Here is a 21,802-nt window from a genome sequence, read left to right as displayed (position 1 = left end):
ATAAAAAACGCCCTCATTTGAGGGCGTTTTGCTATAACGGCTCCGGCCGGCGTTTAGAGGCCTTCGGCAGCCAGCGCCGCGGCAACCGCAGGCCGCGCCTTCATGTGTTCCAGATAGGCTTCAATATTGCTCAGACCAGCCAGCTCCAGCTTCAGAGCATAGGCCCAGCGCAGCACGGTAAACAGGTAGGCATCCACCACGGTAAAGCGGGAGCCCATCAGCCACTGTTTGTCTTTCAGCTCTTCATTCACGTAGTGGAATTTTTTCTCCAGCTGCTTGCGTACCACAGCCTTAAATTCTTCCGGGGTCGCCGGGTTGAACAGCGGAGAGAAGCCTTTGTGCAGCTCGGTGGCAACGTAGTTGAGCCACTCCAGAGTGTGGTAACGCGTCATGCTGCCGGTGGGAGCCAGCAGCTGGCGGTCCGGTACTTTATCGGCAAGATACTGCACGATAGCCACGCCTTCGGTCAGCAGCGAACCATCATCCAGCAGCAGGGCGGGAACCTGGCCTTTAGGGTTAATCGCCAGGAAATCGTCACCATTTTCGGTACGTTTGCTCGCCAGGTCTACTTTGACCAGAGAGAAGTCCAGCCCAGATTCGCGCAGGATAATGTGTGGGGAAAGGGAACAGGCACCGGGCTTGAAATACAGTTTCATCACGAACTCCGTTAGGGCACTAAGTTAATCCATGTTAGTGCGGCTTCAGGTAAAAAAAAAGCCGCCAGCGTTAAAGCTGGCGGCTTACAGACTGATTTTTTTCCGGAATGTTACGCGGTCGCGGTTTCTGAAGCTTTCTCAGCTTTGTCTTCGCTCAGCGTCATGCGGTTCAGCTTAGGCGCGGTCAGCAGCATCAGCACGGCAATCACTGCGGTGACGATACCAATCTGCATAAATACGCGGCCATAAACTTCCAGGGACAGCAGCGGGTCGGTCACGTTTTCCGGCACCGCCATCAGGCCTGCAACTTTACCGGCAATGATTGCCGCACCTGCGGTAGTCAGGAACCAACTGCCCATGATGAAGCCCATCAAACGCTGTGGAACCAGCTGCGCAACCATTGCCAGGCCCAGGCCGGAGATCATCAGCTCGCCGATGCTTTGCAGTGCGTAGCTCAGGATAAGCCAGTTAACGGAAACGATACCCGCTTCGTTAGCGAATTTAGTCCCGACCGGCAGAACCAGGAAGGCTAAGGAGCACAGCACCATACCAATAGCAAACTTGTGCGGCATCGGCAGGCGGTCGCCCATCTTGTTATAGATAGCGGCCAGAATCGGGCTACCAATCATTATCCAGAACGGGTTCAGCGCCTGGAACTGCTCGGCTTCGAAGGTGATGCCCATGATTTCATGGCCCACGTTACGAATCGCGAAGAAGTTCAGGGAGGTTGGCATCTGGCTGTACAGCACGAAGAAGACGATAGCTTCAACCATCAGGATGAAGGCCACAATCATTTTACGGCGTGCGGCACCTTTCATGGCAAAAGCTTCTTTACCGAAGATAAACACGATGCCCAGAGCGACCAGGCCCAGTACGGCGCGAGCAATGCCCTGGTTGTGCAGCAGCCAGGTTGCCACGGCGATAAGCACAACCACACCAACGATGGTGGTCAGCAGTTTACCGAAGTGAACCGGCGCGAAGTCAGGTTTAGAACCGTAGTTTTTAACCCACTTCTTGCAGAAGATGAAGTTGACCAGGGTAATCAGCATCCCGACGAAGCTCAGAGAGAACGCGGTGCTCCAGCCGTACTGCGCGGCAAGCCACGGCGTAGCCAGCATAGAGAAGAAGGAGCCGATGTTAATGGACATGTAGTACATGGTGAATGCACCGTCCAGACGCGGGTCGTCTTTATCGTAGCAGGTGGACAGCAGGGAGGAAGGGTTCGCCTTGAACAGGCCGTTACCTACCGCAATGGTCGCCATACCGATATAGACCACGCTGACGTCATGCCCGGAGTAGGCTACCAGCGCATAGCCGATGGCCAGCACGATAGTCCCGAGCATGATAACGCGCTTGGTGCCGAGCACTTTATCGCCCAGCCAGCCGCCAATCGCTACCAGGCCATAGACCAGGGCGCTAAAGGAGGAGAACAGCGTAATGGAGTCCGCTTCGGACATGCCCAGCATTTTGACCAGATAAACGGCCATGATGCCTTGCAGGCCGTAATAGCCAAAGCGCTCCCAGAGCTCAATAGAGAAAATCAGATAGAACGATTTAGGTTGCTTGAAGGCGTTAAGACTCACGCTTTCCGCTGGTTTTTTGTTTGCAGTCGACACATATACCTCTTTTTTTACATCCCGCTTTAATAAGGGGCTTGCTGTTGCAATACCGAGGCGGCATGCACTTTCTAGTTATAAGGAAGGAAAAACGGCTGGTAATGTTCACTATCCGGGTGCCTCAGGCAAGGGGTTTGCAATATTCTGTTACATATAACCCGGGCCGGATAATAAGCCTTAACCTGATTTGTTATTCAGCGTTAAATTTTACTATTCCAGGCTTTATCGATTTTTTGTCTTTTTTTACAGCACAATTTTAACTATTTAGTTATATATTCTGCTTGCAGGCCTTAAAGGCAGTGATATAGACCATGTTATTTAATATACCTGGCCTATTGTATTGCTATTGATCCATTAATAGTAACGATAGCAAGCCGTTAGAGCCCGATTTATCACTATTTTTTAACCTGAAGTTATCAAAGTGATGCAGATCACAAATTTATAGAAATTTCTTATCGCAAAAAAACGATTAACCTGGTGGTCAGGTAATGCGTCGAACAAAATAAAATCATCAGCCGGTTTTAATGGCATAAACGAATGAAATGGCGGCAATCGCCAGCAGGCCAGGGGAAAGAGCTACAGGCTCACGAGCGTGAGCCTGGGGAATCAGACTTCGACCTTCTCTTTAAACTCGCAGAGATCTTCGATGATACAGGAGCCACAGCGCGGTTTGCGGGCGATGCAGGTATAGCGGCCGTGAAGGATAAGCCAGTGGTGGCAATCAACCTTAAATTCTGCCGGAACCACCTTCAGCAGTTTTTCCTCTACCCGCTCAACGTTTTTGCCTGCGGCAAACTGGGTGCGATTGCAGACGCGGAAAATGTGGGTGTCCACGGCGATGGTCGGCCAGCCGAAGGCGGTGTTAAGCACCACGTTTGCTGTTTTACGCCCTACGCCCGGCAGCGCTTCAAGCGCGGCTCTGTCTTCCGGTACTTCGCCGTGATGCAGCTCCAGCAGCATACGGCAGGTTTTAATCACGTTTTCCGCCTTGCTGTTAAACAGGCCGATGGTTTTGATGTATTCCTTTACGCCGTCAACCCCCAGGGCCAGCATCGCGGCAGGCGTATTGGCTACAGGATAGAGCTTCGCGGTGGCTTTGTTCACGCTCACGTCGGTGGCCTGAGCGGAAAGCAGTACCGCAATCAGCAGCTCAAACGGGCTGCTGAAGTTAAGTTCGGTAGTGGGGTGCGGGTTGTTGTCCCTTAAACGGGTGAGGATCTCAATCCGTTTGCTGTTGTTCATGAAGCCTTCTCTGCATTCCCTTCAACGACGGCTGCGGCTTCACGCGCGCGGCGCGCCTTCATTTTTTCATCGATGAGGTATTTTAGCGCCAGCAGCATGCCGAGGCCAATAAATGCGCCCGGCGGCAGCATCGCCAGCAGGAAAGGCGTATCGGTATGGAACACTTCGATGCGTAACACCTTAGCCCAGCTTCCCAGAAGGCCGTCAGCGCCGTCGAACAGGGTGCCGTTACCGATGATTTCGCGAATTGAACCCAGCACAAACATCGCGCTGGTTGCGCCGAGGCCGGTTGCAAAGCCGTCCAGGGCGGCGTAAGGCACGCTGGCTTTTGCCGCATAGGCTTCAGCGCGGCCTACCACGATACAGTTGGTGACGATAAGCGGGATAAAAATCCCCAGCGATTGATAAAGACCAAAGGCGTAGGCGTTGATAAGCATCTGTACGATGCTCACCACCGAGGCGATTATCAGCACGTAGACCGGGATACGGATCTCAGACGGCACCCAGCGGCGCAGGGCAGAGATGGTTCCGTTAGTCAGCGTCAGCACAAGCGTTGTGGCAAGGCCAAGGCCCAGCGCGTTAGTCGCGGTGGACGTTACGGCCAGCAGCGGGCAGAGCCCCAGCAGCTGAACCAGCGCCGAGTTATTCTTCCACAGCCCGTTAACCAGGACGCGTTTAGTTTCACTCATTGTTTGTCTCCACAGGCGGGCAGTTCGCCAAGCTGCTGAGGCAGCGTTTCGGCAAACAGCCCGGCACGTTTAACCGCGTTGACCACGGCGCGCGGGGTAATGGTGGCTCCGGTAAACTGGGTAAACTGGCCGCCGTCTTTTTGCACCGCCCAGCTCGCGTCATCGCTGTCCTGAATACGCTTATTGGTAAAGTGGGTTATCCAGTCGCTCAGACGCAGTTCAATTTTGTCGCCAAGGCCCGGCGTTTCGTGGTGTTCGGTTACGCGAGTGCCGAGAATGGTGCCTTTAAAATCGGCGCCAACCAGAATTTGTATCGCACCAGAATAGCCGTCCGGAGCAGTGGCTTCCATTACGACGGCAACCGGCGTATCGCCTTTACGAGCGACATAAATATGGCGAGCCCCTTTCCCGAGCGGGGAGTCCTTTACCAGCAGGCAGCTATTCTGAATATTGGTATCGTAAACATCATCCGGGATAACCTGGTCGAACAGCATTTTTTGCTGAAGCGCAGACTGCTGGGCGATTGTCGGCTTTGTAAGTTCGTTCACCAGCGCGGTGAGGCCGGTAAAGAGTGCGGCAAACAGCGCCAGCGCTACGCCATGCTTTTGCATTGTTTTAAACATAGCGCTTCCTTAACGGTGGCCGTAAGCGCGAGGGCGCGTGTAGTAGTCGATAAGCGGCACGGTAATATTGCCAAGCAGCACCGCAAACGCCACGCCGTCCGGGTAGCCGCCGTAAGTGCGGATAAGCCACACCAGCAGACCAACCAGAGCGCCAAAAATCAGGCGGCCACGGTTAGTTGTTGAGGCGGTAACCGGGTCGGTAAGAATAAAGAATGCGCCCAGCATGGTTGCGCCGGAGAACAGGTGTACCAGCGGAGAAACGCATTTCTCAGGAGCGATGAGCCAGCCCAGCGTGGAGCAAACCAGCAGGGCAATCAAGAAGCCCGCAGGAATATGCCAGCGAATCGTTCCGCGCCACAGCAGGAACAGGCCGCCTGCCAGATAGGCAAGGTTAACCCACTGCCAGCCCAGGCCCGCGAGTACGCCGCCAAAAATCGGGGCTTGCAGCAGCTGTTCGGCGGAATGCCCTGCGTGCAGGCCGGTTTTAAAGGTATCGAGCGGCGTAGCCTGGCTAATGCCGTCCACGCCCATACGCAGCTTGTCCATGGTGTCGCCGGCGGCGGTAGCACCGTGGAAAATCACCTGCAGGCTGTCAACGAAACCCGGCACCGTAGCGGCAATCGACTGCGGAGGCAGCCAGGAGGTCATCTGTACCGGGAAGGCTATCAGCAGAACAACATAGCCAATCATCGCCGGGTTGAAAGGGTTATTGCCCAAGCCGCCGTACAGCTGTTTGGCGATAATAATCGCAAATACCATGCCCAGCACCACCATCCACCACGGCGCAAGGGGAGGAATACTGATGCCCAACAGCAGCCCGGTGAGCAGGGCGGAGTTATCCCCGAGATGGCTTTGCAGCGATTTTTTGCGCAGGCGAAGCACCAATGCTTCTGCGGCCATGGCGCTGGCTATCCCGAGCGCGACCTGAACCAGCGTTCCCCAGCCAAACCAGTACCACTGCATCGCGATGCCGGGCAGGGCGGCGAGGGAAACCAGCATCATAATCCGCGCCGTGCTGCGCTGGTTATGGGTAAACGGGGAGCTTGCGATTTTAAAAACCATTTATTCCTCTGGAGACATCTGAGCGGCTTTGCGTGCCTGTACTCGGGCGATCGCCGCAGCCACCGCGGCTTTGCGTGGATCTTGTTCTTTTTCAGCCGGTTCAGACTGCTCCGACTCGGCTTTCTGAGCCGCTTTACGTGCTTTAGCGCGGGCAATTGCGGCCTCAACGGCGGCTTTACGCGGGTCTACCGGAGTAGCCTGAACGACCGCTTCTTGCTCAACTGGCGCGGCTGCCTGAGCCGCTTTACGTGCTTTAGCTCGGGCGATAGCGGCTTCAACGGCGGCTTTACGTGGATCTGCCTCCGCGTTGGCAGGAGCTTCCGTCTGCTGAGCTTTCTCCGCCTGGCGCGCACGCGCTTCGGCTTTACGCGCTTCGCGAGCGGCAATGACTTCGCTATTGTCCGGCACGCTTCCAGCTTTAACGATAATGGGCTCTTCGCTGGCCTGCGCTTTTTTGCTTTTCACGCGGGCAAGTGCAGCCTGAATAGCATCGTTGTCCTTCGCCGTTGGCTGAACTGCGGCGCTTTTATGGCGCTCAAGGCGGGCGGCCTTCTCGCGCTCAAGCCTTGCCTGACGGGCTTCAAAACGCGCTTTCGCTTCAACGGTGCGCTTAGCCTCAACCTCAATCTCGCGGATCTCGGCTTTTTCCTGGCGGAAGTATTGCACCAGCGGAATATTACTCGGGCAAACATAGGCGCAGGCGCCGCATTCGATGCAGTCCGAGAGGTTATGCGCGGTGGCCTTGTCGTGCTGCTGGCCTTTGCTGAACCAATAAAGCTGCTGCGGCAGCAGATCGGCCGGGCAGGAGTCCGCGCAGGCGCTACAGCGAATACAGCCTTGCTCTTCCTGCTCTTCGCCCATTTCGCTTGCCGAAGGGGCAAGCAGGCAGTTGGTGATTTTTACCACCGGCACGTCAAGCCACGGCAGGGTGAAGCCCATCAGCGGCCCGCCCATAATCACCTTCTGCTCTTGTACCGGCCTGAAGCCCGCAAACTCCAGAAGATGATTAACCGGCGTACCGAGGCGCGCCCATACGTTACCCGGCTGAGAGATGGACTCCCCGGTTAAAGTGACCACGCGTTCGGTAAGCGGCTCGCCGTCAATAACCGCGCGTTTTACCGCATAAGCCGTCCCGACGTTTTGCATCAGAATGCCGATATCCGACGAACGGCCGCCGTGCGGAACCTGCTTACCGGTCAGGATCTGAGTCAGCTGTTTGGCGCCGCCGGACGGATATTTCGTTGGGATCACGCGTAACTGCATGTCGTGGCTATTTGCCAGCACCGCACGCATCATCGAAATCGCCTGCGGCTTATTATCTTCGATGCCAATTAGAATGCGCTGCGGCTGCAATATATGGGCGAGAATGCGTACGCCTTCGACGATTTGCGCCGCGCAATCCTGCATTAGCCGGTCATCGGCGGTGATATAGGGTTCGCACTCAGCGGCGTTAATGATGAGCGTGTCGATCTTATCGCCGCCGCCCAGCAGCTTATTGCCGGTAGGAAAACCCGCGCCGCCCAGTCCGGCAACGCCGAACTGATGAATGCGTTCAATAAGCGCCTCGCGGCTCTGGCAGCGGTAGTCGCTCCAGCCGTCACGCTCAATCCAGAGGTCTTCACCGTCGGCATCGAGGATGACGCTTAACTCTTCGAGTGCGGAAGGGTGTGCCGTTGAGTGTGGGGCAATGGCTTTTATCGTACCGGAGGTTGGGGCATGTACCGGCAGCATTCTGCCGCGCCCGCGGGTCAGCGGCTGGCCGCGCAGCACGTAATCACCCGGCTTCACGCAAAGCTCGCCTTCAGGGCCGATGTGCTGTTTAAGCGGAATAACCAGCTGAGAGGGCAGAGGAACCTGGCGCAGCGGCGTGCCGTTGGACTGGGTTTTCATCTCCGGGGGATGAATGCCGCCGTCGAAATCCCAGATCCTGTCTTTTTTAAAGCGATTGAAAAAATTAAGCATGATTATCCGCCGGGATCATACGCACCGGGATGGTCTGCAAATCCCATTTCCAGCTTTCGGTAGTGGGGCTGACCGGACGCAGTTCAATGCAGCGGGTCGGGCAGGGGTCAACGCAGAGATTACAGCCGGTACACAGGTCGCTCACCACGGTATGCATCGCGCGGGTTGCCCCGACAATGGCATCTACCGGGCAGGCCTGAATACATTTGGTGCAGCCGATGCAGTTCGCTTCGTCGATAATAGCCAGCATGCGCACCGGTTCCGCATCGGCGGCGTCGCCGTCAATGGGCTGCGGGTCAACGTTTAGCGTAGCGGCAATCTTGAGCATCACGGCTTCACCGCCGGGCGCACAGAGGTTTATCTTCGCGCCCTGGTTTCCTACCGCTTCAGCATAAGGGCGGCAGCCGGGGTAGCCGCACTGGCCGCACTGGCTCTGCGGCAGCAGTTCGTCAATGCGGTCAACAATCGGATCTTCTTCAACCTGGAAGCGGCGCGAGGCATACCCGAGGATCACGCCAAACAGCAGGCCCATCAGCGTGACCGAAATAATAGCCATCCACAGCGTAGTCATCAGAACTTCACCAGACCGCTAAAGCCCATAAATGCAAGCGCCATCAGTCCGGCGGTAACCAGTGCAATGGCGTTGCCACGGAAAGGCGCGGGGATGTCGGCAACGACCATGCGTTCGCGGATGGCGGCAAATAGCACCATCACCAGCGAGAAACCAAGCGCGGCGGAGAAGCCGTAAACGGCGGACTGCAGGAAGTCGTGCCCGAGGTTAATGTTGAGTAGCGCCACGCCGAGCACCGCGCAGTTGGTGGTGATAAGCGGCAGGAAGATACCCAGCAGACGGTAAAGCGCGGGGCTGGTTTTACGCACCACCATTTCGGTGAACTGCACCACCACCGCGATAACCAGAATAAAGGCCAGCGTGCGCAGGTAAATCAGGTCCAGCGGCACCAGGATAAATTCATCAATTATCCAGGCAAAAATTGAGGCGAGCGTCATCACGAAGGTGGTTGCCAGACCCATGCCGATGGCGCTTTCCAGTTTTTTGGAAACCCCCATAAACGGACACAGGCCAAGGAACTTCACCAACACGAAGTTATTGACCAGCACAGTACCAACAAAGAGCAGTAAGTAATCTGACATTATTCGACCTGAAACAAAAAAAGCCGCCTATTATCGACTAATCGAAGGGCGGCGACAACGGGCTATCTATAGGGTTATTACGGGTTAATGAAGGTCTGCTTTACGCGCCTGGAACGCTTCAAATAGGGCACCAGTAATGCCGCCGCCATCAGGGAAGGGAGCAGCAACTGTACCGCCACCTTGTCGCTTACCGGCGAGAATGCAAAAGATTTAATCGCCAACAGCACGGTAAACAGCAGCCAAAGGACATAATGGCGGACCACGTTCTGGCGGCGTTTAAAGAAAGCGATAGTTAACCACAGCGTGTAGCCCCACATCGCCAGCGCGCAGCCGACGGAAAGGGCAAACAGCAGGGTCGTTTTGGCATCCGCATTGCCGAGGGCCTGGCGGGCCTCAGGGGAAAGAAGCAGCATCAGGAAGCTCGCCAGCGCTACGGAGCTGCTGAGTAACGACATTAATAGCCACGCCAGAGGCGCAAGCAGCCAGCCTGCAATACGAGGCGGTTGGGTCGTTGTCATATTTCCTCCCGATTTACCAATATGATGAATAAAGCGGGGGGATTATAAGGGATTTTGCCGCCATTGCTACCGGCAGGCGTTTACTGAACGTAACGCCAGACGGTTTTGGGGACACAGCCAAGGTCAAAAAGGCGGCCGCCGGAAGCGAGTTCTGCCCGGCGATGATCGGCCGCGCGGTACATACTAATGATTTCGCCGCTGTCGGTTAGCGTGTAATTGAGGTGGTCGAACAACTTTTCCAGACTGTCGGATGTGTTGATTTTACGAAACTTCATCAGGTAATCGAGGGTGCTCAGGGCGGTAGCATTTTCCATAAGTAGAGTAAGATTATAATTATCAGTTAACGGGAATGAGGGATAATAATCGCAAAAGGGGACAGAAACTTAGCGCTATTATTAAGCAACTGAACAATTAGGAGTTTTCTCTGCCGGAGCCAGGAAGATAGTGACGCAGGAGGCTAATTATCTTATTCATTTAATTTAATCTGACAGACTGTAGATCTTATTAGACATTGATATTAAGACCACAGCTAATATCAGGTTAATTAGCAATAATGGCTCTCAACCGGCCGGTAATTACGCAACGCGGTAACTTGCTGTTGTGGCAAGTCGGGGGATAAGGTGAAATGACGGAGTCCATTGACGAGAGGAAAACAAATGAGTGATACCATTCGTGTCGGGCTGATCGGTTACGGTTATGCCAGCAAAACTTTTCACGCACCGCTTATCTCCGGTACGCCTGGAATGAGCCTCGCTGCGGTATCCAGTAGCGATGCCGATAAGGTTCACGCTGACTGGCCGGGAATGAAGGTTGTTTCAGACCCTCAGCATCTGTTTAACGACCCCAATATTGATCTCATTGTGGTTCCCACCCCGAATGATACCCACTTCCCGCTGGCAAAAGCGGCGCTGGAAGCGGGAAAACATGTCGTTGTCGACAAACCGTTCACCGTAACGTTGTCGCAGGCTCGCGAGCTGGATGCGCTGGCGAAAAATCTCGGCCTACTGCTTTCGGTATTCCATAACCGCCGCTGGGACAGCGACTTCCTGACGGTGAAAAATCTGCTCGCCGACGGCACGCTGGGCGAAGTGGCCTATTTTGAATCTCATTTTGATCGTTACCGCCCCCAGGTTCGCAACCGCTGGCGCGAGCAGGCGGGCGTCGGGAGCGGTATCTGGTACGATTTGGGGCCGCACTTGCTTGACCAAGCGCTGAATCTGTTTGGCCTCCCGGTCAGCATGACGGTCGATCTCGCGCAGTTGCGGGCGGGCGCTCAGGCTACCGATTACTTCCACGCCGTGCTGGCTTACCCTCAGCGCCGCGTGGTGCTGCACGGAACCCTGCTGGCGGCGGCGGAAACGGCTCGCTACATCGTTCATGGTACGCGCGGGAGTTATATCAAATATGGGCTCGACCCTCAGGAAGACCGCCTCAAGGCCGGTGAGCGTCTGCCGCAGGAAGACTGGGGCTATGATATGCGAGACGGCGTGCTGACCCTGGCTCAGGGCGAGTTGATGGCCGAGCAAACCTTGTTGACTGTCCCCGGTAACTACCCGGCTTACTATGCAGGCATTCGCGATGCGCTGACCGGCAAAGGGGAAAACCCTGTTCCGGCCGTGCAGGCAATTCAGGTGATGGAGTTGATTGAACTGGGCATGGAGTCGGCGAAGAAACGCGCCACGCTGAACCTTTCCTGAGTAAGATCCCTCACCGCAGCGGTGAGGGATTTCCTTAATGCAGATTATTAAAGTTGTAGGTAAACGTCAGGCTGAATCGCCAGTCGCGACGGCTGCTGTCGCTGGGCAAATCTGCCAGCGGCCTTGCGGCTTCAACGGAAACAGAATAATGACGGCTGTCGCCGACCGTGACGCCGGTAGCCACCGAGGCCAGACGCTGGTGCCGGAACCCCTGCTGGTTAAACCAGGTTTGGGCGGTATCCGCCACCACGTAAGGCTGCACCGTGTTAAGCCATACGCCTTTCTCCAGATTATGCAGATAGCGCAGTTCAACCTGCCCGCCGTAGCCGTAGTCACCGCTTGCCTCGCCGTCCGGGTAGCCTCGCCCGTAGCGCTGGGCGCCAAAGCTCACGCGCTCTGCTTCCGGTAAATTATTGTTCGACCAGTCACCCTCCAGCGAAGTGCTTAACTTCCAGCGCTCGGCCACCATCCAGGCGGCATCGCCGTTGGCTTTCCAGCGGGTAAAATTGAGGTTAGTGCCTGAGCCCGGCGTGGTGCTTGCGCCGAATCCGTCGATGCCTTTGCGCAGCGTCAGACGTGTGCTCCAGTTTGTTTTCTCATATTCCCGGTAGCCCCAGGCCGAAAACTCGGCTGCCGGGTAGCGCGTCCGCTGGCTGACGGAAGGTAAGTCGATACTATTTTCGAACCTGCTGGCCCGCAGGGCGTAATCGTCGCGCTTATCTATATAATCCAGCCCGCCGCTGACGGAGAACTGTTTTTTACGCTCCAGGAGCAGCGGATAGCTGAAGGCAATCCCGCCGGTGTACTGCGTGGTTTTTTCCCGTGCTTCAATGGCAATGTCCTGCGGCAGATACAGCAGCGGCGTAAAGTCGCGCGGGTCTTCGCGGTAGAAACTGCCCTTGAGCTGCATCAGCAGGCCGTTATCGGTGAGGTATTGCTGATAGTTGGCGCCGAAATAGGTTTTTCGGGTGCCGTTATCCAGCGGGATAAGCGTTGCCAGCCCCAACTGATCGCCGTAGCTGGTGAGATTGCTCAGCGTGCCGTTCACCAGCGCCAGGTTAGATCCTTTGCGCGTATCGATGGTGGAAGAGAGATTCCATATATGCGGCTGCGTGGCATCGATTTTCATATCTGCCGCGCCGTAAATATTATTCGGCAGGGCGGCATTAGCCTCAACTTTAGTGGCCGGAGTACGCTGCATCAGCAGGCTGTAGCGGTCGAAGGTGGCCTGGCTGAGCGGCTTTTCCTCCATCATCAGCGCCGAAAGGCGGCTTAAACGCTCGCTGGTGCTGGCATTGTCGCTGTTGATATTGCTGTGGGCGATATAGCCCTCAACCAGCACGATGCGCACCGTGCCGTCATGAAAATTATCGCTCGGTAAATAAGCATACGAGAGCGGGAGGCCATCCTGCTGATAGCGCTGAGTGATGCCGTTGGTTAACGCCAGCAACTGTGAGAGCGGAACGGTTTTGCCTACCAAAGGGCGAAAGGGTTCAACCAGCGAGTCCAGCGGGTAGCGGGTACCGCCGATAAACTGCAAATGCTTTACCGTCACCGGCGTTTGCGGTGTCAGCTGTGGGGCCGGAGGGGCAACACTGACCTGAGGCGTTTTTTGCCCGACCGGGGGAAGCGCAACGGGGCGCGCCGCTTTGGCGGGGTTATTGGGGTCGATAAGCGTGGGGGACATGTCAGCAAAGCTGATGCTCAGCGTTGCTCCGTACAGCAGCAGAATACCCAGACGATTGTCCATAGTGAGCTCCCTTAACTGCGCAGCGAATCAAATGCTGTGAAAAAAGTGCTCCCGCCGTTACCACGGGAGCACATGTGCCATATTAAGCACTATTTACTTTTCAGAAGACCGCCGACCGCTCCGGTAAGCCCGGTTTGCTGGCCTGTTGTTCCGTTATTGGTAGTGCCTGCGCTGGCGCTGACGTTCGTGGTTAGCGATGAGGTCAGGCCGGTGACGGTAGTGCCGAGGTTGGTGACCAGCCCGTTACCGCCGATGCCGAGCGAGCCGGAAGCGCCCGCCGATACCGAACCTGAACCGCTGCCGCTGCTGCCGGTTTGCACCGGTTTTACCAGCGCGCCGCTGTCCGTAACGGCCTGCCCGGTATTCTGAACGACTTGCCCAACGCCGCTAAGTGAAGGGTTGCTGCCGCTGATATTTGAGCCAATGCCGCTCACTGCGCCACCTGCCGACGTCAGGATATTGTTAACCGGCGTGCCGAGCCCGGTTGCGCCGCCTACGGCCTGAGTGGCTTTTTGAGTGTCGGCGAGCGTAGTGTTAACAAGACCGGTAGCGCCGGTCGTGAGATTGGCGACGCCCGGGCTTTGTACGGTTTGCGTCAATGCATTACCCGCGCCGGTAACCACTTTGCCCGTGGTATCCACCAGGCCGCCCGCTGCGCCGGTTAAGCCACCGGCTGGAGTATTCGCCGTGCTACTGGCAAGGTTAGTGCCGATAGCCGAAACGGTAGTTCCGAGCCCTGAAACCGCGTTAGTTGAACCGGACAGAGTTGTGCCGAGACCGTTCGGGTTATTGGCGTTACCCAGCCCGGTAACCAGCCCGTTGCTGACGGTTGAAACCGCGCTGCCGGTTCCGCCGACGGCAACCGCTACGGTTGAGGTCACCGGATTATTAACCGGAAGTTGAGAGGCTACTCCGGTAAGCGTGCTGCCCACGCCGCCGGTTACCCCGCCGACATCTTTAATCACGTTATTTCCGGCGCTGTTGGCAACGGTTTTACCGCCACCGCCTGTTCCACCGCCGCCAGTACCTCCTCCTCCGGTGCCTCCGCCAGAGCCGCCGCCACCTGTTCCACCACCGGTTCCTGTTCCGCCTGAACCAGAGCCACCCCCGCCGTTATTTGCGGTATCTGTCCCGCCGGCGTTGGTGCCGGTCGCCCCGGCCGTTTTCGCCGTATTGTGCGAACTTCCGCCCCCGCCGCTACAGGCGGACAGGGAGAATACAAGCAGTACCGCCATCGCAATAGCGCTGAGGCGGCCAATGTTATTTGAGCGCATAGCAATACTCCACTATTAGCACGCCGGACGGCGTAATAATAAGTGTATGGCTTATTTCACGCATCGCCACACGATAGGCAATTTAATATGAATTTAAATTGCTAAATGAGAGCTATATCTTCTTTATTTATTGGTCTGGTTAAAGATAATGTATTAATTCTCAATGTTATCAATTGTTTGATTTTTTACCATGAAGTCAAAATTTATTTATTTAAATCACCTTGATTTAATCTAATGTGCGTTATTAGAGTGGTTTTAAATTAAGCGCTACTGTATTCATACTTTAGTTGTAGTTGTGCTAAAAACTTAGCGTTTCGTTTTTCAATAAAAATAGAACGAGAAGGTAAATAATTTTTCGATGGTTATGAAATTGTTAACTCGCCAGCGCGGCAAAATTGTTGCAAAGTAACGGACTGGTTCGTTTTGGTAAGGAAAGGAACAACAATGGGTTGGTTGCAAAAACTAAAAATTGATAATTTTTTGCTGATAATGATTGCTGTCGTTGTGGTTGCTTCGCTGTTTCCCTGCGAGGGGATAGTGAAAACCGGGTTTGAGTATCTGACGACTTTTGCGATTGCGCTTCTGTTCTTCATGCACGGCGCCAAGCTCTCCCGTGAGGCGATTATGGCGGGAATGGGGCACTGGAAACTGCATTTAGTCGTGTTTCTCAGCACCTTTGCTCTGTTCCCTCTACTGGGGCTGGCAATGGGCTTTCTCTCTCCGGCCATTCTTAGCCAGCCGCTGTATATGGGCTTCCTTTATCTCTGTGCGCTCCCGGCGACGGTTCAGTCGGCAATCGCCTTTACTTCCGTTGCGGGCGGGAATGTAGCTGCAGCGGTTTGCAGCGCCTCTGCCTCCAGCATTCTCGGCATCTTCCTTTCGCCGGTCCTGGTTGGCGCGTTGATGCAAACTCAGGAAGGCTCCACCGATACCCTGCATGCCATCGGTAAAATCATCATGCAGCTGATGGTGCCATTTGTTATCGGCCACCTTTCTCGTCCGCTTATCGGTAAATGGGTGGATCGCCATAAGAAACTTATCGGCCTGACCGACCGGTCGTCCATCCTGCTGGTGGTTTACGTCGCCTTTAGCGAGGCGGTTGTTGAAGGTATCTGGCATCAGGTAAACGGCTTCTCGCTGCTGATGGTTCTTATCTGCTCTCTGGTATTGCTGGCGATTGTGCTGGTGGTAAATACCCTGGCGGCGCGGCTGCTCGGCTTTAATACTGCGGATGAAATCACCATCGTTTTCTGCGGCTCGAAGAAGAGCCTGGCAAACGGCGTGCCGATGGCAAATGTCCTGTTTCCCGCAAGCGCGGTGGGAATGATGGTGCTGCCGCTGATGATTTTTCACCAGGTACAGCTGATGATTTGCGCGGTGCTGGCCCAGCGCTATGCGCGTAAAACTGCCGCAGAAAAACGGCAACTGGAATCAGCGTCCTGACGCCAGCCGCCGCAGAGCGTTAAGCGGCGCGAACCTTAGCGGTTAGCGCCTGCTTTTCGGCTTCGCTGAGGAAGGCAATCTTCAGGCCATTCTCCTGCGCGGTGCGAATATGCGCCGCGCTTAGGCCAGCCTGCGGAGCCGCCACGGTATATTCGTGAATAATATCGATACCCTGAACCGCCGGATCGTCGGTATTCAGGGTCGCCAGCACGCCGTGGTCGAGGAAAGTTATCAGCGGGTGCTTCTCCAGCGCTGCAACGGTGCTGGTCTGAATGTTGGAGGTCAGGCAGGATTCGATGCCGATTTTTTGCTCGGCGAGGAAGTCCATCAGCGCCGGATCTTCAACCGCTTTGACGCCGTGGCCGATGCGCTCTGCGCCCAGCTCGCGAATCGCCTGCCAGATGCTTTCCGGGCCTGCGGCTTCGCCCGCGTGGACGGTAATGCGCCATCCTGCGTCACGCGCACGGTTAAAGTGATTCAGGAACAGGCTGCCAGGGAACCCCAGTTCGTCACCCGCCAGGTCCAGGGCGGTAATGCTGTCGCGGTGGGCGAGCAGGGCATTCAGCTCGGCTTCGCAAGCGGCTTCACCGAAGGTACGGCTCATAATACCAATCAGGCGGGCTTCAACCCCGAAATCACGGCAGCCCTGGCGAACGCCTTCGATAACCGCTTCTACCACGCCCGCTACCGGCAGGTTATGGCTCATCGCCATATAGCCCGGCGAGAAACGCAGCTCGACGTAATGCAGGCCGTTGCGGGCGGCATCTTCAATGTTTTCCCAGGCAACGCGGCGGCAGGCGTCCAGGTCGCCAAGCACTTTCACGCCCCAGTCCAGTTTTTGCAGGAAGCTCACCAGATCCGGTGCGGTTTCAACTACCTGAACGTGTGGACGCAGGGCTTCGAGGGTATTGGCAGGTAAAGATAAGTTAAACTGGCGGCCGAGATCGAGGATGGTTTGCGCACGAATATTGCCATCAAGGTGGCGGTGCAAATCGGTTAACGGCAGGGTGGTATCAATCATGGTCGCACTCTTTTTTTGATTAAAGTGCGGCGTATTATAAAAAGAAACCGGGGGCAATTGCTATGGTTGTGAGAACTTTGTTGCGCAAACGTCCCTGTTGCGGTTCAGAAGATAAAAACTACTTCAGCGAAAGCTTGTAACCAAGATGGCTGGCTTCGAAACCCAGCTTTTCATAAAAGCGATGCGCATCGGTTCGTGTTTTATCCGTCGTCAACTGGACTAGATGACAGCCTTTTTCTTTGCATTGATCGATGGCCCAGGCAAACATTTTTTTGCCAAAACCGGTGCCTCTTTGCGAGCGGGCGATACGCACGGCTTCAATTTGGGCGCGCCATGCGCCTTTACGCGCTAACCCCTGTATGAAAGTTAACTGCAATGTTCCGATGATTTCATCCCCGGATACGGCCACGGCGAGCAACTGATTCGGGTCGGCATTGATGGCATGGAAGGCTTCAAGATAGCGCGGGTCCGTAGGTGTACTGGGATCTTCTCTCAGGCGGCCCAGCACGTCGTCGGCCAGAAGGGTGATGATGGCGGAAACATCGGCAAGCTGTGCTTTGCGAAATATTATCTCTGTCATTAAATGGCTTCCGTCGGTGGGGAGGGGGGAAATATCTAAGCCTGCGAATATTACCATAGCCCGCCTTGGGAATTGGTTAATGTTTGTTCTCAAATGTGTTTATTTGTAGAGGTATCTCGATGAAAACTAAAGCTCATCCAGGCTGGTTTAGCTAAATGCTCCCCGGAGAAATATTGCAGAGTCTAATTCTGCGGGGAGATTTTTTATTTAATTGCGCAGGTTGCTATAAAGGTTGGCATATAGCGCTCTATTAAAAACCTTGGGTTGGGCTGCAGGTCTTCATAAAATCCGCATAACCTGAAACCTGCCGCGAGCTGGCCTCCAATTTGCTGATTTAGCGAATGACCAAAGATCAGCGCTTCTCCGCGTTTTTGCTTTGCGGCTAATTCATCCGCCTGGAGATCTTTTATGTCGGAATAAGGCAGGCTAAAGCGGGGGCGAATGATCCCTTGCTCAGCGTATTCCGCCGCCCGGTCGCCGATAAAAACGACCGGATTGAAGAAGCTGGATAATAACTTCCCTCCACTGGCTAATATTCGGTAGCAGCCCTGCCATACGGGGCGTATGTCCGGCACGTATTGGTTGGATATCGGGTGAATTATATAGTCGAAGCTTTCGGCCCCGAAGGTAGACAGGTCGCACATATCACCTTCAATCAGAGTAAGCGTTAAGCCGTCTCTTTCGGCGACGTATCGGTCTTTTTCAAGCTGGCCTCTGGACAGGTCAAAAACCGTTACTTCTGCGTCCGCTGCCGCCAGGACCGGTGCCTGCTGGCCGCCCGCAGAAGCGAGGCAGAGAATACGTTTCCCCTGCACGTCCGGGAGCCAGTCGGCAGGTAGCTTGCCCGGCGTAAGATGGATTTGCCATTCGCCACGGCGGGCGCGGGCAATAATTTCCTGGCTAACTGGCTGCGACCATTCGGCCTGCTGCCGGGCAAGCGTGTCCCAGGCGGTACGATTATGTTCGAGCAAATCGGCATGTTTTGTATAAGTATCAGGCATCTTATTTTCCTTTTAACTTGAAAAACAGAGCCAGGGGAATACAGGTGTTAGCAATAAAACGCGGGGCGGAGACTCCACGGCTGAAATTGCAATAATAAACAATAATGCGTATTCACACTGGCATAGAATTAGCGCGGTTTCGCATTAGTTGTTCATTTCGTTGCAAGCCTCGGGGGAGTTCTGAATGAGGTTTTTAATTTAGACGCAGCGTATTAGCGGGTCAATATAATTATCGGCGGGAGAGAGGCGCGAGCTATGCCCGCGCCCGAATACTTAAGCCTGTACGGCGCGTTTCTCATCAATCAGGCGGCGCAGCAGCGGGATCAGCAGCAGCAGCACGGCGCCTGTCAGGAGCGAACCCCAGCCCAGCTGATTGAAGACCGTGCTGTAGCCCGAATCGGTTAATGCCGGTGTGGTGCCGCTATTTTGCGGCATGCGGCCGGAGACATAGCCTGCAAGCACCGAGGCCACGCCGGTCACCATCATCCAGCAGCCCATCATCAGGCCCTGGAGGTTGGCCGGAGCCAGTTTGCCTATCATCGAGTACCCCACCGGGGAAATCAGCAGCTCGCCGATACTTTGCAGAATATAGCTGATAACAATCCATTTCAGAGCAACCATGCCGTCCGCGCCCGCCATAGAAATACCCAGCGGCAGTACCAGCATGCCAAGCCCCATGCAGAACAGGGAGGAGGCAAATTGCGCGGGGATATCAATCCGTACACCGCGATCGCGCAGGCGTTTGAACAGCCAGGCCATCAGCGGCCCGCCAATCACAATCACAATCGTGTTGATGTTTTGCAGCCACTGCGGCGAAACCTGCCAGCCAAAGGCGTTCAGGGTAACGTTATGTTCGGCAAACAGCGTCAGACCCATCGGTGCGAGCTGGTACAGCGACCAGAAGACCAGCGAGCCCGCCGCCAGCAGCAGGTAGGCAACCATGCGGCGGCGCTCTTGTTTACGTGAGTGGCGGGCCGTCATTACGCACAGCATCAGGAACACCAAAGCGCCCAACACCAGCACGAAGCTGCTGCTGAATTCAGGATGCCCCAACAGCAGGCGCAGCACCGGCACAAGCAGGGCGAGGATCAGCAGGCCAAACGCCATGCGCAGGTAAAAATTCCGTCCCTTAACGTGCTGGAGCGGGGTGCTGATGTCGGCCAGAACCGGCCAGCGGAGCAGGGTTATCACCACGGCGGCAACGTTGCCGAGGGTGGCGAACAGGAACAGCGCCCGGTAGCTTTCGGTCAGTTGGTAGTAGCCCGCCACGGTAAAGCCGATAAAGAAGCCCAGGTTCATCCCGGCGTAGTTCCACAGGAAGGCTGCTTCCCGGCGGTCGTCATCCGGGGCAAAGCGCTGGGTCAGCATCATATTCAGGCAGGTGACGTTCAGCCCGCTGCCGCTCAGGAACATCGCCAGGCCCCACCAGAGGCCGGTCAGGCCAGCATCCGCTATCAGATAACAGCCTGCCACCTGTAGCAGCATGCCGAGGATAAACAGGTTGCGGTTGCTCAGGTAACGCCCGCCGAGGCAGCCGCCAAACAGGTGCAGCCCGTAGTTAAAGGCTCCGAAGATACCCATCATGGCGTCGGCCTGGCCGTCGCTGAAGCCGAGGCGTTTAGTCACGTACAGGACCAGGGTGGAGTACAAAACCGCAAAGCCGAGCGTGGCGAACATCTGGATGAAGAACAATGCGCCGGAGCCGGGAGGGATCGCCTGCTGCGAGGCGTGGCCGGAAGATAAACTCATACTGGTATCTCTCTGAACAACAAAAAGACCCGGGAGGCAAAGGCGTCACCGGGTCTTATTTCTATGACTATGATGAGAGAGCATTTTCGTCGCATTTAGTCTTTTTATGCAAAAGAGATCGACTAAATATTCACATTAAATAATTTCAAAATTTTACAAACGGCGATTCGGCCAGCAACAAGCTGCTGCTTTTTCGACCGCTGGCGCAGAAAAAACTACTCATCGTCTGCGCCGCGGGGGAAGGACAGATGCGCGGTGACATCACCCCAGGTTTTGCCTACTGGCGCTTTAAACAGCGGATGATCCGCACAATAAATCGGGTTGATCATGCCCTCCAGCGTGCCGTTGCTGCGGCGAATGTCCCAGCGAACCCATGCGTGCTGCGACATATCGCAGCGAATATCCTGCGGAGCGGAGCTTAGCGGATATTCCGCCTGTATGCCTTTGTCAGAGACTACCTGGAGCCTGTAGCTCTGTTCGTCGTCACGCACGGCTACGGTCAGGATCGCCGTTTTGCCGTCGGCAGCCTGGCCCGGCAGCAGGTCACCATCGTTCAGGCTGAAGTTCAAACCGCAGCGGCGTTCAAAGTAGCTATGGCCTTTTTTAATGGCGGCAAGAATAGCTTCCCCGCTGAGCGCAGAGGCATAAACATAGGTGCTCGGGTCGCCATAAATCGAGGATTCTGTCGCCTGCGGATAGCGTTCGTGAGGCTGCATATGGCAGTCGCTGCCGCCCACGGCATAAATACGATGCCCGGCGTTCCACAGGGTAGTCAATATCTCTACAACCTGTTCGTTGCAGGTGGCGGCAGTTTTCCACGTCGGATCGTTCAGCACTTCCAGCACATCGATTTCGGCCAGCGGCATGTCGTCGTACAGCCAGCTCCAGGGGTGCAACATGGCGTGGTTTACGCTTAGCACGCTTTCCGGGCGTTTAAGCGCGATGCCCTGAGTAATCAAGCCGCGGCTGCTGTAGTCGGCGTTGTGCATATTCAGCGTAGCGGCAGGGCCGTGAACGTTCAGATGGCCTTTATCTGCCGTGACTTCAATGCCCGGTAACAGTAGCACGCTGTCGTGGCGCGGCAGGCAGGCGTGAGACAGGTTGTGTTCGGTCAGGAAAAAGAAGTCCAGCCCCTGTTCGGCCATGATATCCAGCGCCTGGTGCAGCGTGTTATTACCGTCAGACAAGGTGGTATGGCCGTGCAGATCGCCGCGATACCAGCCGGGGCGGTCGCTGAGTGTACGCTGATAGTCAAAAATGACCTGATGATCGGGGCGCAGGACGTCCAGTTTTTCAAAGTCGGCCGGGGCGGCCAGCGCGTCAAAACTAATATCCAGCCGGTAGCTCATCGGCTGCGGCGAACGGCTTTCGCCGATGACGTTATAAACGTGCAGCTGCCACTCTCCCGCAGGCAGGTCTCCGGCCAGCGCGCCAACGGAGGCCCAATCAGAGCAAACCGTCAGCACTTTTTCTGGTTTTTGCAGCATAACCGAAGCCCGCAATTGCTGGCGGCTGTCGTAGAGGTAACAGTAAAGATGACCCGTGCGCAGCGTGGTGCCCGTCAGGCTGATTGCCGGGGTATTTTCTGCTACCGCAAAGGAGTGAACAACGTGGCCGAAGGGAATTTCACCGGAAAAAACGTGCATGATTTGCTCCTGTTTTTAATGGGCAAGAGCATAAGGGGAGAGGGTGAAGATAGTGTGTCGGTTGGGTGTCGGAAAGATGACGGAGAGATGAACTGGCCCGGTGAAGAGGGGGAGTTTGTGT

20 protein-coding genes are annotated in these 21,802 nt (G+C 55.6%); 2 read left to right on the top strand and 18 right to left on the bottom strand.

Features of this window, described 5'->3' with window-relative positions:
- Positions 1-53 precede the first annotated feature (53 nt).
- The 11 genes from gstA to ydgT all read right to left on the bottom strand — a co-directional run bounded on the left by gstA (position 54) and on the right by ydgT (position 9,816).
- A complete protein-coding gene (gene gstA, locus FOC35_RS21500) occupies positions 54-656 on the bottom strand; it encodes a glutathione transferase GstA (RefSeq protein WP_172570163.1) in 603 nt (200 codons plus the stop codon).
- Between the two features lie 110 nt (positions 657-766).
- Positions 767-2,272, bottom strand: coding sequence for a dipeptide/tripeptide permease DtpA (dtpA, locus tag FOC35_RS21495; RefSeq protein WP_172570162.1), 1,506 nt, complete (start codon positions 2,270-2,272; stop codon positions 767-769).
- A 606-nt stretch (positions 2,273-2,878) separates the two neighbouring features.
- Positions 2,879-3,514 (bottom strand): endonuclease III, encoded by a 636-nt coding sequence (nth, locus tag FOC35_RS21490; protein WP_172570161.1) that lies wholly within the window; start codon positions 3,512-3,514, stop codon positions 2,879-2,881.
- Positions 3,511-4,203, bottom strand: a complete 693-nt coding sequence (locus FOC35_RS21485; RefSeq protein ID WP_016536127.1) for an electron transport complex subunit E — start codon at positions 4,201-4,203, stop codon at positions 3,511-3,513. Before FOC35_RS21485 ends, nth begins: the two co-directional genes overlap by 4 nt.
- On the bottom strand, positions 4,200-4,826 hold the full coding sequence (rsxG, locus tag FOC35_RS21480; protein WP_172570160.1) for an electron transport complex subunit RsxG: 627 nt from the start codon (positions 4,824-4,826) through the stop codon (positions 4,200-4,202). The genes FOC35_RS21485 and rsxG overlap by 4 nt, the downstream gene beginning before the upstream one ends.
- A 9-nt stretch (positions 4,827-4,835) precedes the next feature.
- On the bottom strand, positions 4,836-5,888 hold the full coding sequence (gene rsxD, locus FOC35_RS21475; protein ID WP_016536129.1) for an electron transport complex subunit RsxD: 1,053 nt from the start codon (positions 5,886-5,888) through the stop codon (positions 4,836-4,838).
- Complete coding sequence (gene rsxC / locus FOC35_RS21470; RefSeq protein ID WP_172570159.1) at positions 5,889-7,850, bottom strand: electron transport complex subunit RsxC; 1,962 nt, start codon at positions 7,848-7,850, stop codon at positions 5,889-5,891. It lies immediately after the preceding gene.
- Positions 7,843-8,421 (bottom strand): electron transport complex subunit RsxB, encoded by a 579-nt coding sequence (rsxB, locus tag FOC35_RS21465; protein ID WP_016536131.1) that lies wholly within the window; start codon positions 8,419-8,421, stop codon positions 7,843-7,845. The genes rsxC and rsxB overlap by 8 nt, the downstream gene beginning before the upstream one ends.
- Positions 8,421-9,002, bottom strand: coding sequence for an electron transport complex subunit RsxA (gene rsxA / locus FOC35_RS21460; protein WP_016536132.1), 582 nt, complete (start codon positions 9,000-9,002; stop codon positions 8,421-8,423). Before rsxA ends, rsxB begins: the two co-directional genes overlap by 1 nt.
- A gap of 77 nt (positions 9,003-9,079) precedes the next feature.
- Positions 9,080-9,520: a DUF2569 domain-containing protein gene (locus tag FOC35_RS21455; protein WP_172570158.1), complete on the bottom strand. Its 441-nt coding sequence runs from the start codon at positions 9,518-9,520 to the stop codon at positions 9,080-9,082.
- Between the two features lie 80 nt (positions 9,521-9,600).
- Entirely contained in the window at positions 9,601-9,816 is a 216-nt protein-coding gene (gene ydgT, locus FOC35_RS21450) for a transcription modulator YdgT (protein ID WP_039899250.1), read from the bottom strand.
- A 360-nt stretch (positions 9,817-10,176) separates the two neighbouring features.
- Between ydgT and FOC35_RS21445 the strand changes: the two genes are divergently transcribed.
- Complete coding sequence (locus FOC35_RS21445) at positions 10,177-11,217, top strand: oxidoreductase (protein ID WP_172570157.1); 1,041 nt, start codon at positions 10,177-10,179, stop codon at positions 11,215-11,217.
- Positions 11,218-11,251: 34 nt separating this feature from the next.
- Here FOC35_RS21445 and FOC35_RS21440 read toward each other — a convergent pair whose 3' ends face one another.
- Positions 11,252-12,967: a ShlB/FhaC/HecB family hemolysin secretion/activation protein gene (locus tag FOC35_RS21440; protein WP_172570156.1), complete on the bottom strand. Its 1,716-nt coding sequence runs from the start codon at positions 12,965-12,967 to the stop codon at positions 11,252-11,254.
- Positions 12,968-13,056: 89 nt separating this feature from the next.
- Positions 13,057-14,241 (bottom strand): collagen-like triple helix repeat-containing protein, encoded by a 1,185-nt coding sequence (locus tag FOC35_RS21435; RefSeq protein ID WP_254065325.1) that lies wholly within the window; start codon positions 14,239-14,241, stop codon positions 13,057-13,059.
- Positions 14,242-14,685: 444 nt separating this feature from the next.
- On the opposite strand from FOC35_RS21435, the gene FOC35_RS21425 reads away from it, so the two are divergent.
- Entirely contained in the window at positions 14,686-15,684 is a 999-nt protein-coding gene (locus tag FOC35_RS21425) for a bile acid:sodium symporter family protein (protein ID WP_016536142.1), read from the top strand.
- 19 nt (positions 15,685-15,703) lie between these two features.
- Here the strand turns inward: FOC35_RS21425 and add are convergent, their stop codons facing one another.
- The 5 genes from add to FOC35_RS21400 all read right to left on the bottom strand — a co-directional run bounded on the left by add (position 15,704) and on the right by FOC35_RS21400 (position 21,681).
- Positions 15,704-16,705: an adenosine deaminase gene (gene add / locus FOC35_RS21420; RefSeq protein WP_172570154.1), complete on the bottom strand. Its 1,002-nt coding sequence runs from the start codon at positions 16,703-16,705 to the stop codon at positions 15,704-15,706.
- A 118-nt stretch (positions 16,706-16,823) separates the two neighbouring features.
- Positions 16,824-17,285 carry a GNAT family N-acetyltransferase gene (locus FOC35_RS21415; protein WP_172570153.1) on the bottom strand — a complete coding sequence of 154 codons (462 nt, stop codon included), beginning with the start codon at positions 17,283-17,285 and terminating at the stop codon, positions 16,824-16,826.
- 203 nt (positions 17,286-17,488) lie between these two features.
- A complete protein-coding gene (locus FOC35_RS21410; RefSeq protein WP_172570152.1) occupies positions 17,489-18,286 on the bottom strand; it encodes a class I SAM-dependent methyltransferase in 798 nt (265 codons plus the stop codon).
- A gap of 273 nt (positions 18,287-18,559) precedes the next feature.
- Positions 18,560-20,035 carry a peptide MFS transporter gene (locus FOC35_RS21405; RefSeq protein WP_172570151.1) on the bottom strand — a complete coding sequence of 492 codons (1,476 nt, stop codon included), beginning with the start codon at positions 20,033-20,035 and terminating at the stop codon, positions 18,560-18,562.
- 215 nt (positions 20,036-20,250) lie between these two features.
- Entirely contained in the window at positions 20,251-21,681 is a 1,431-nt protein-coding gene (locus FOC35_RS21400; RefSeq protein WP_172570150.1) for a CehA/McbA family metallohydrolase, read from the bottom strand.
- Positions 21,682-21,802 lie beyond the last annotated feature (121 nt).

This window comes from Cedecea sp. FDAARGOS_727 (genome assembly GCF_012273235.1).
Classification (GTDB): domain Bacteria; phylum Pseudomonadota; class Gammaproteobacteria; order Enterobacterales; family Enterobacteriaceae; genus Cedecea; species Cedecea davisae.
This window is presented reverse-complemented; position numbering and strand designations above follow the sequence as displayed.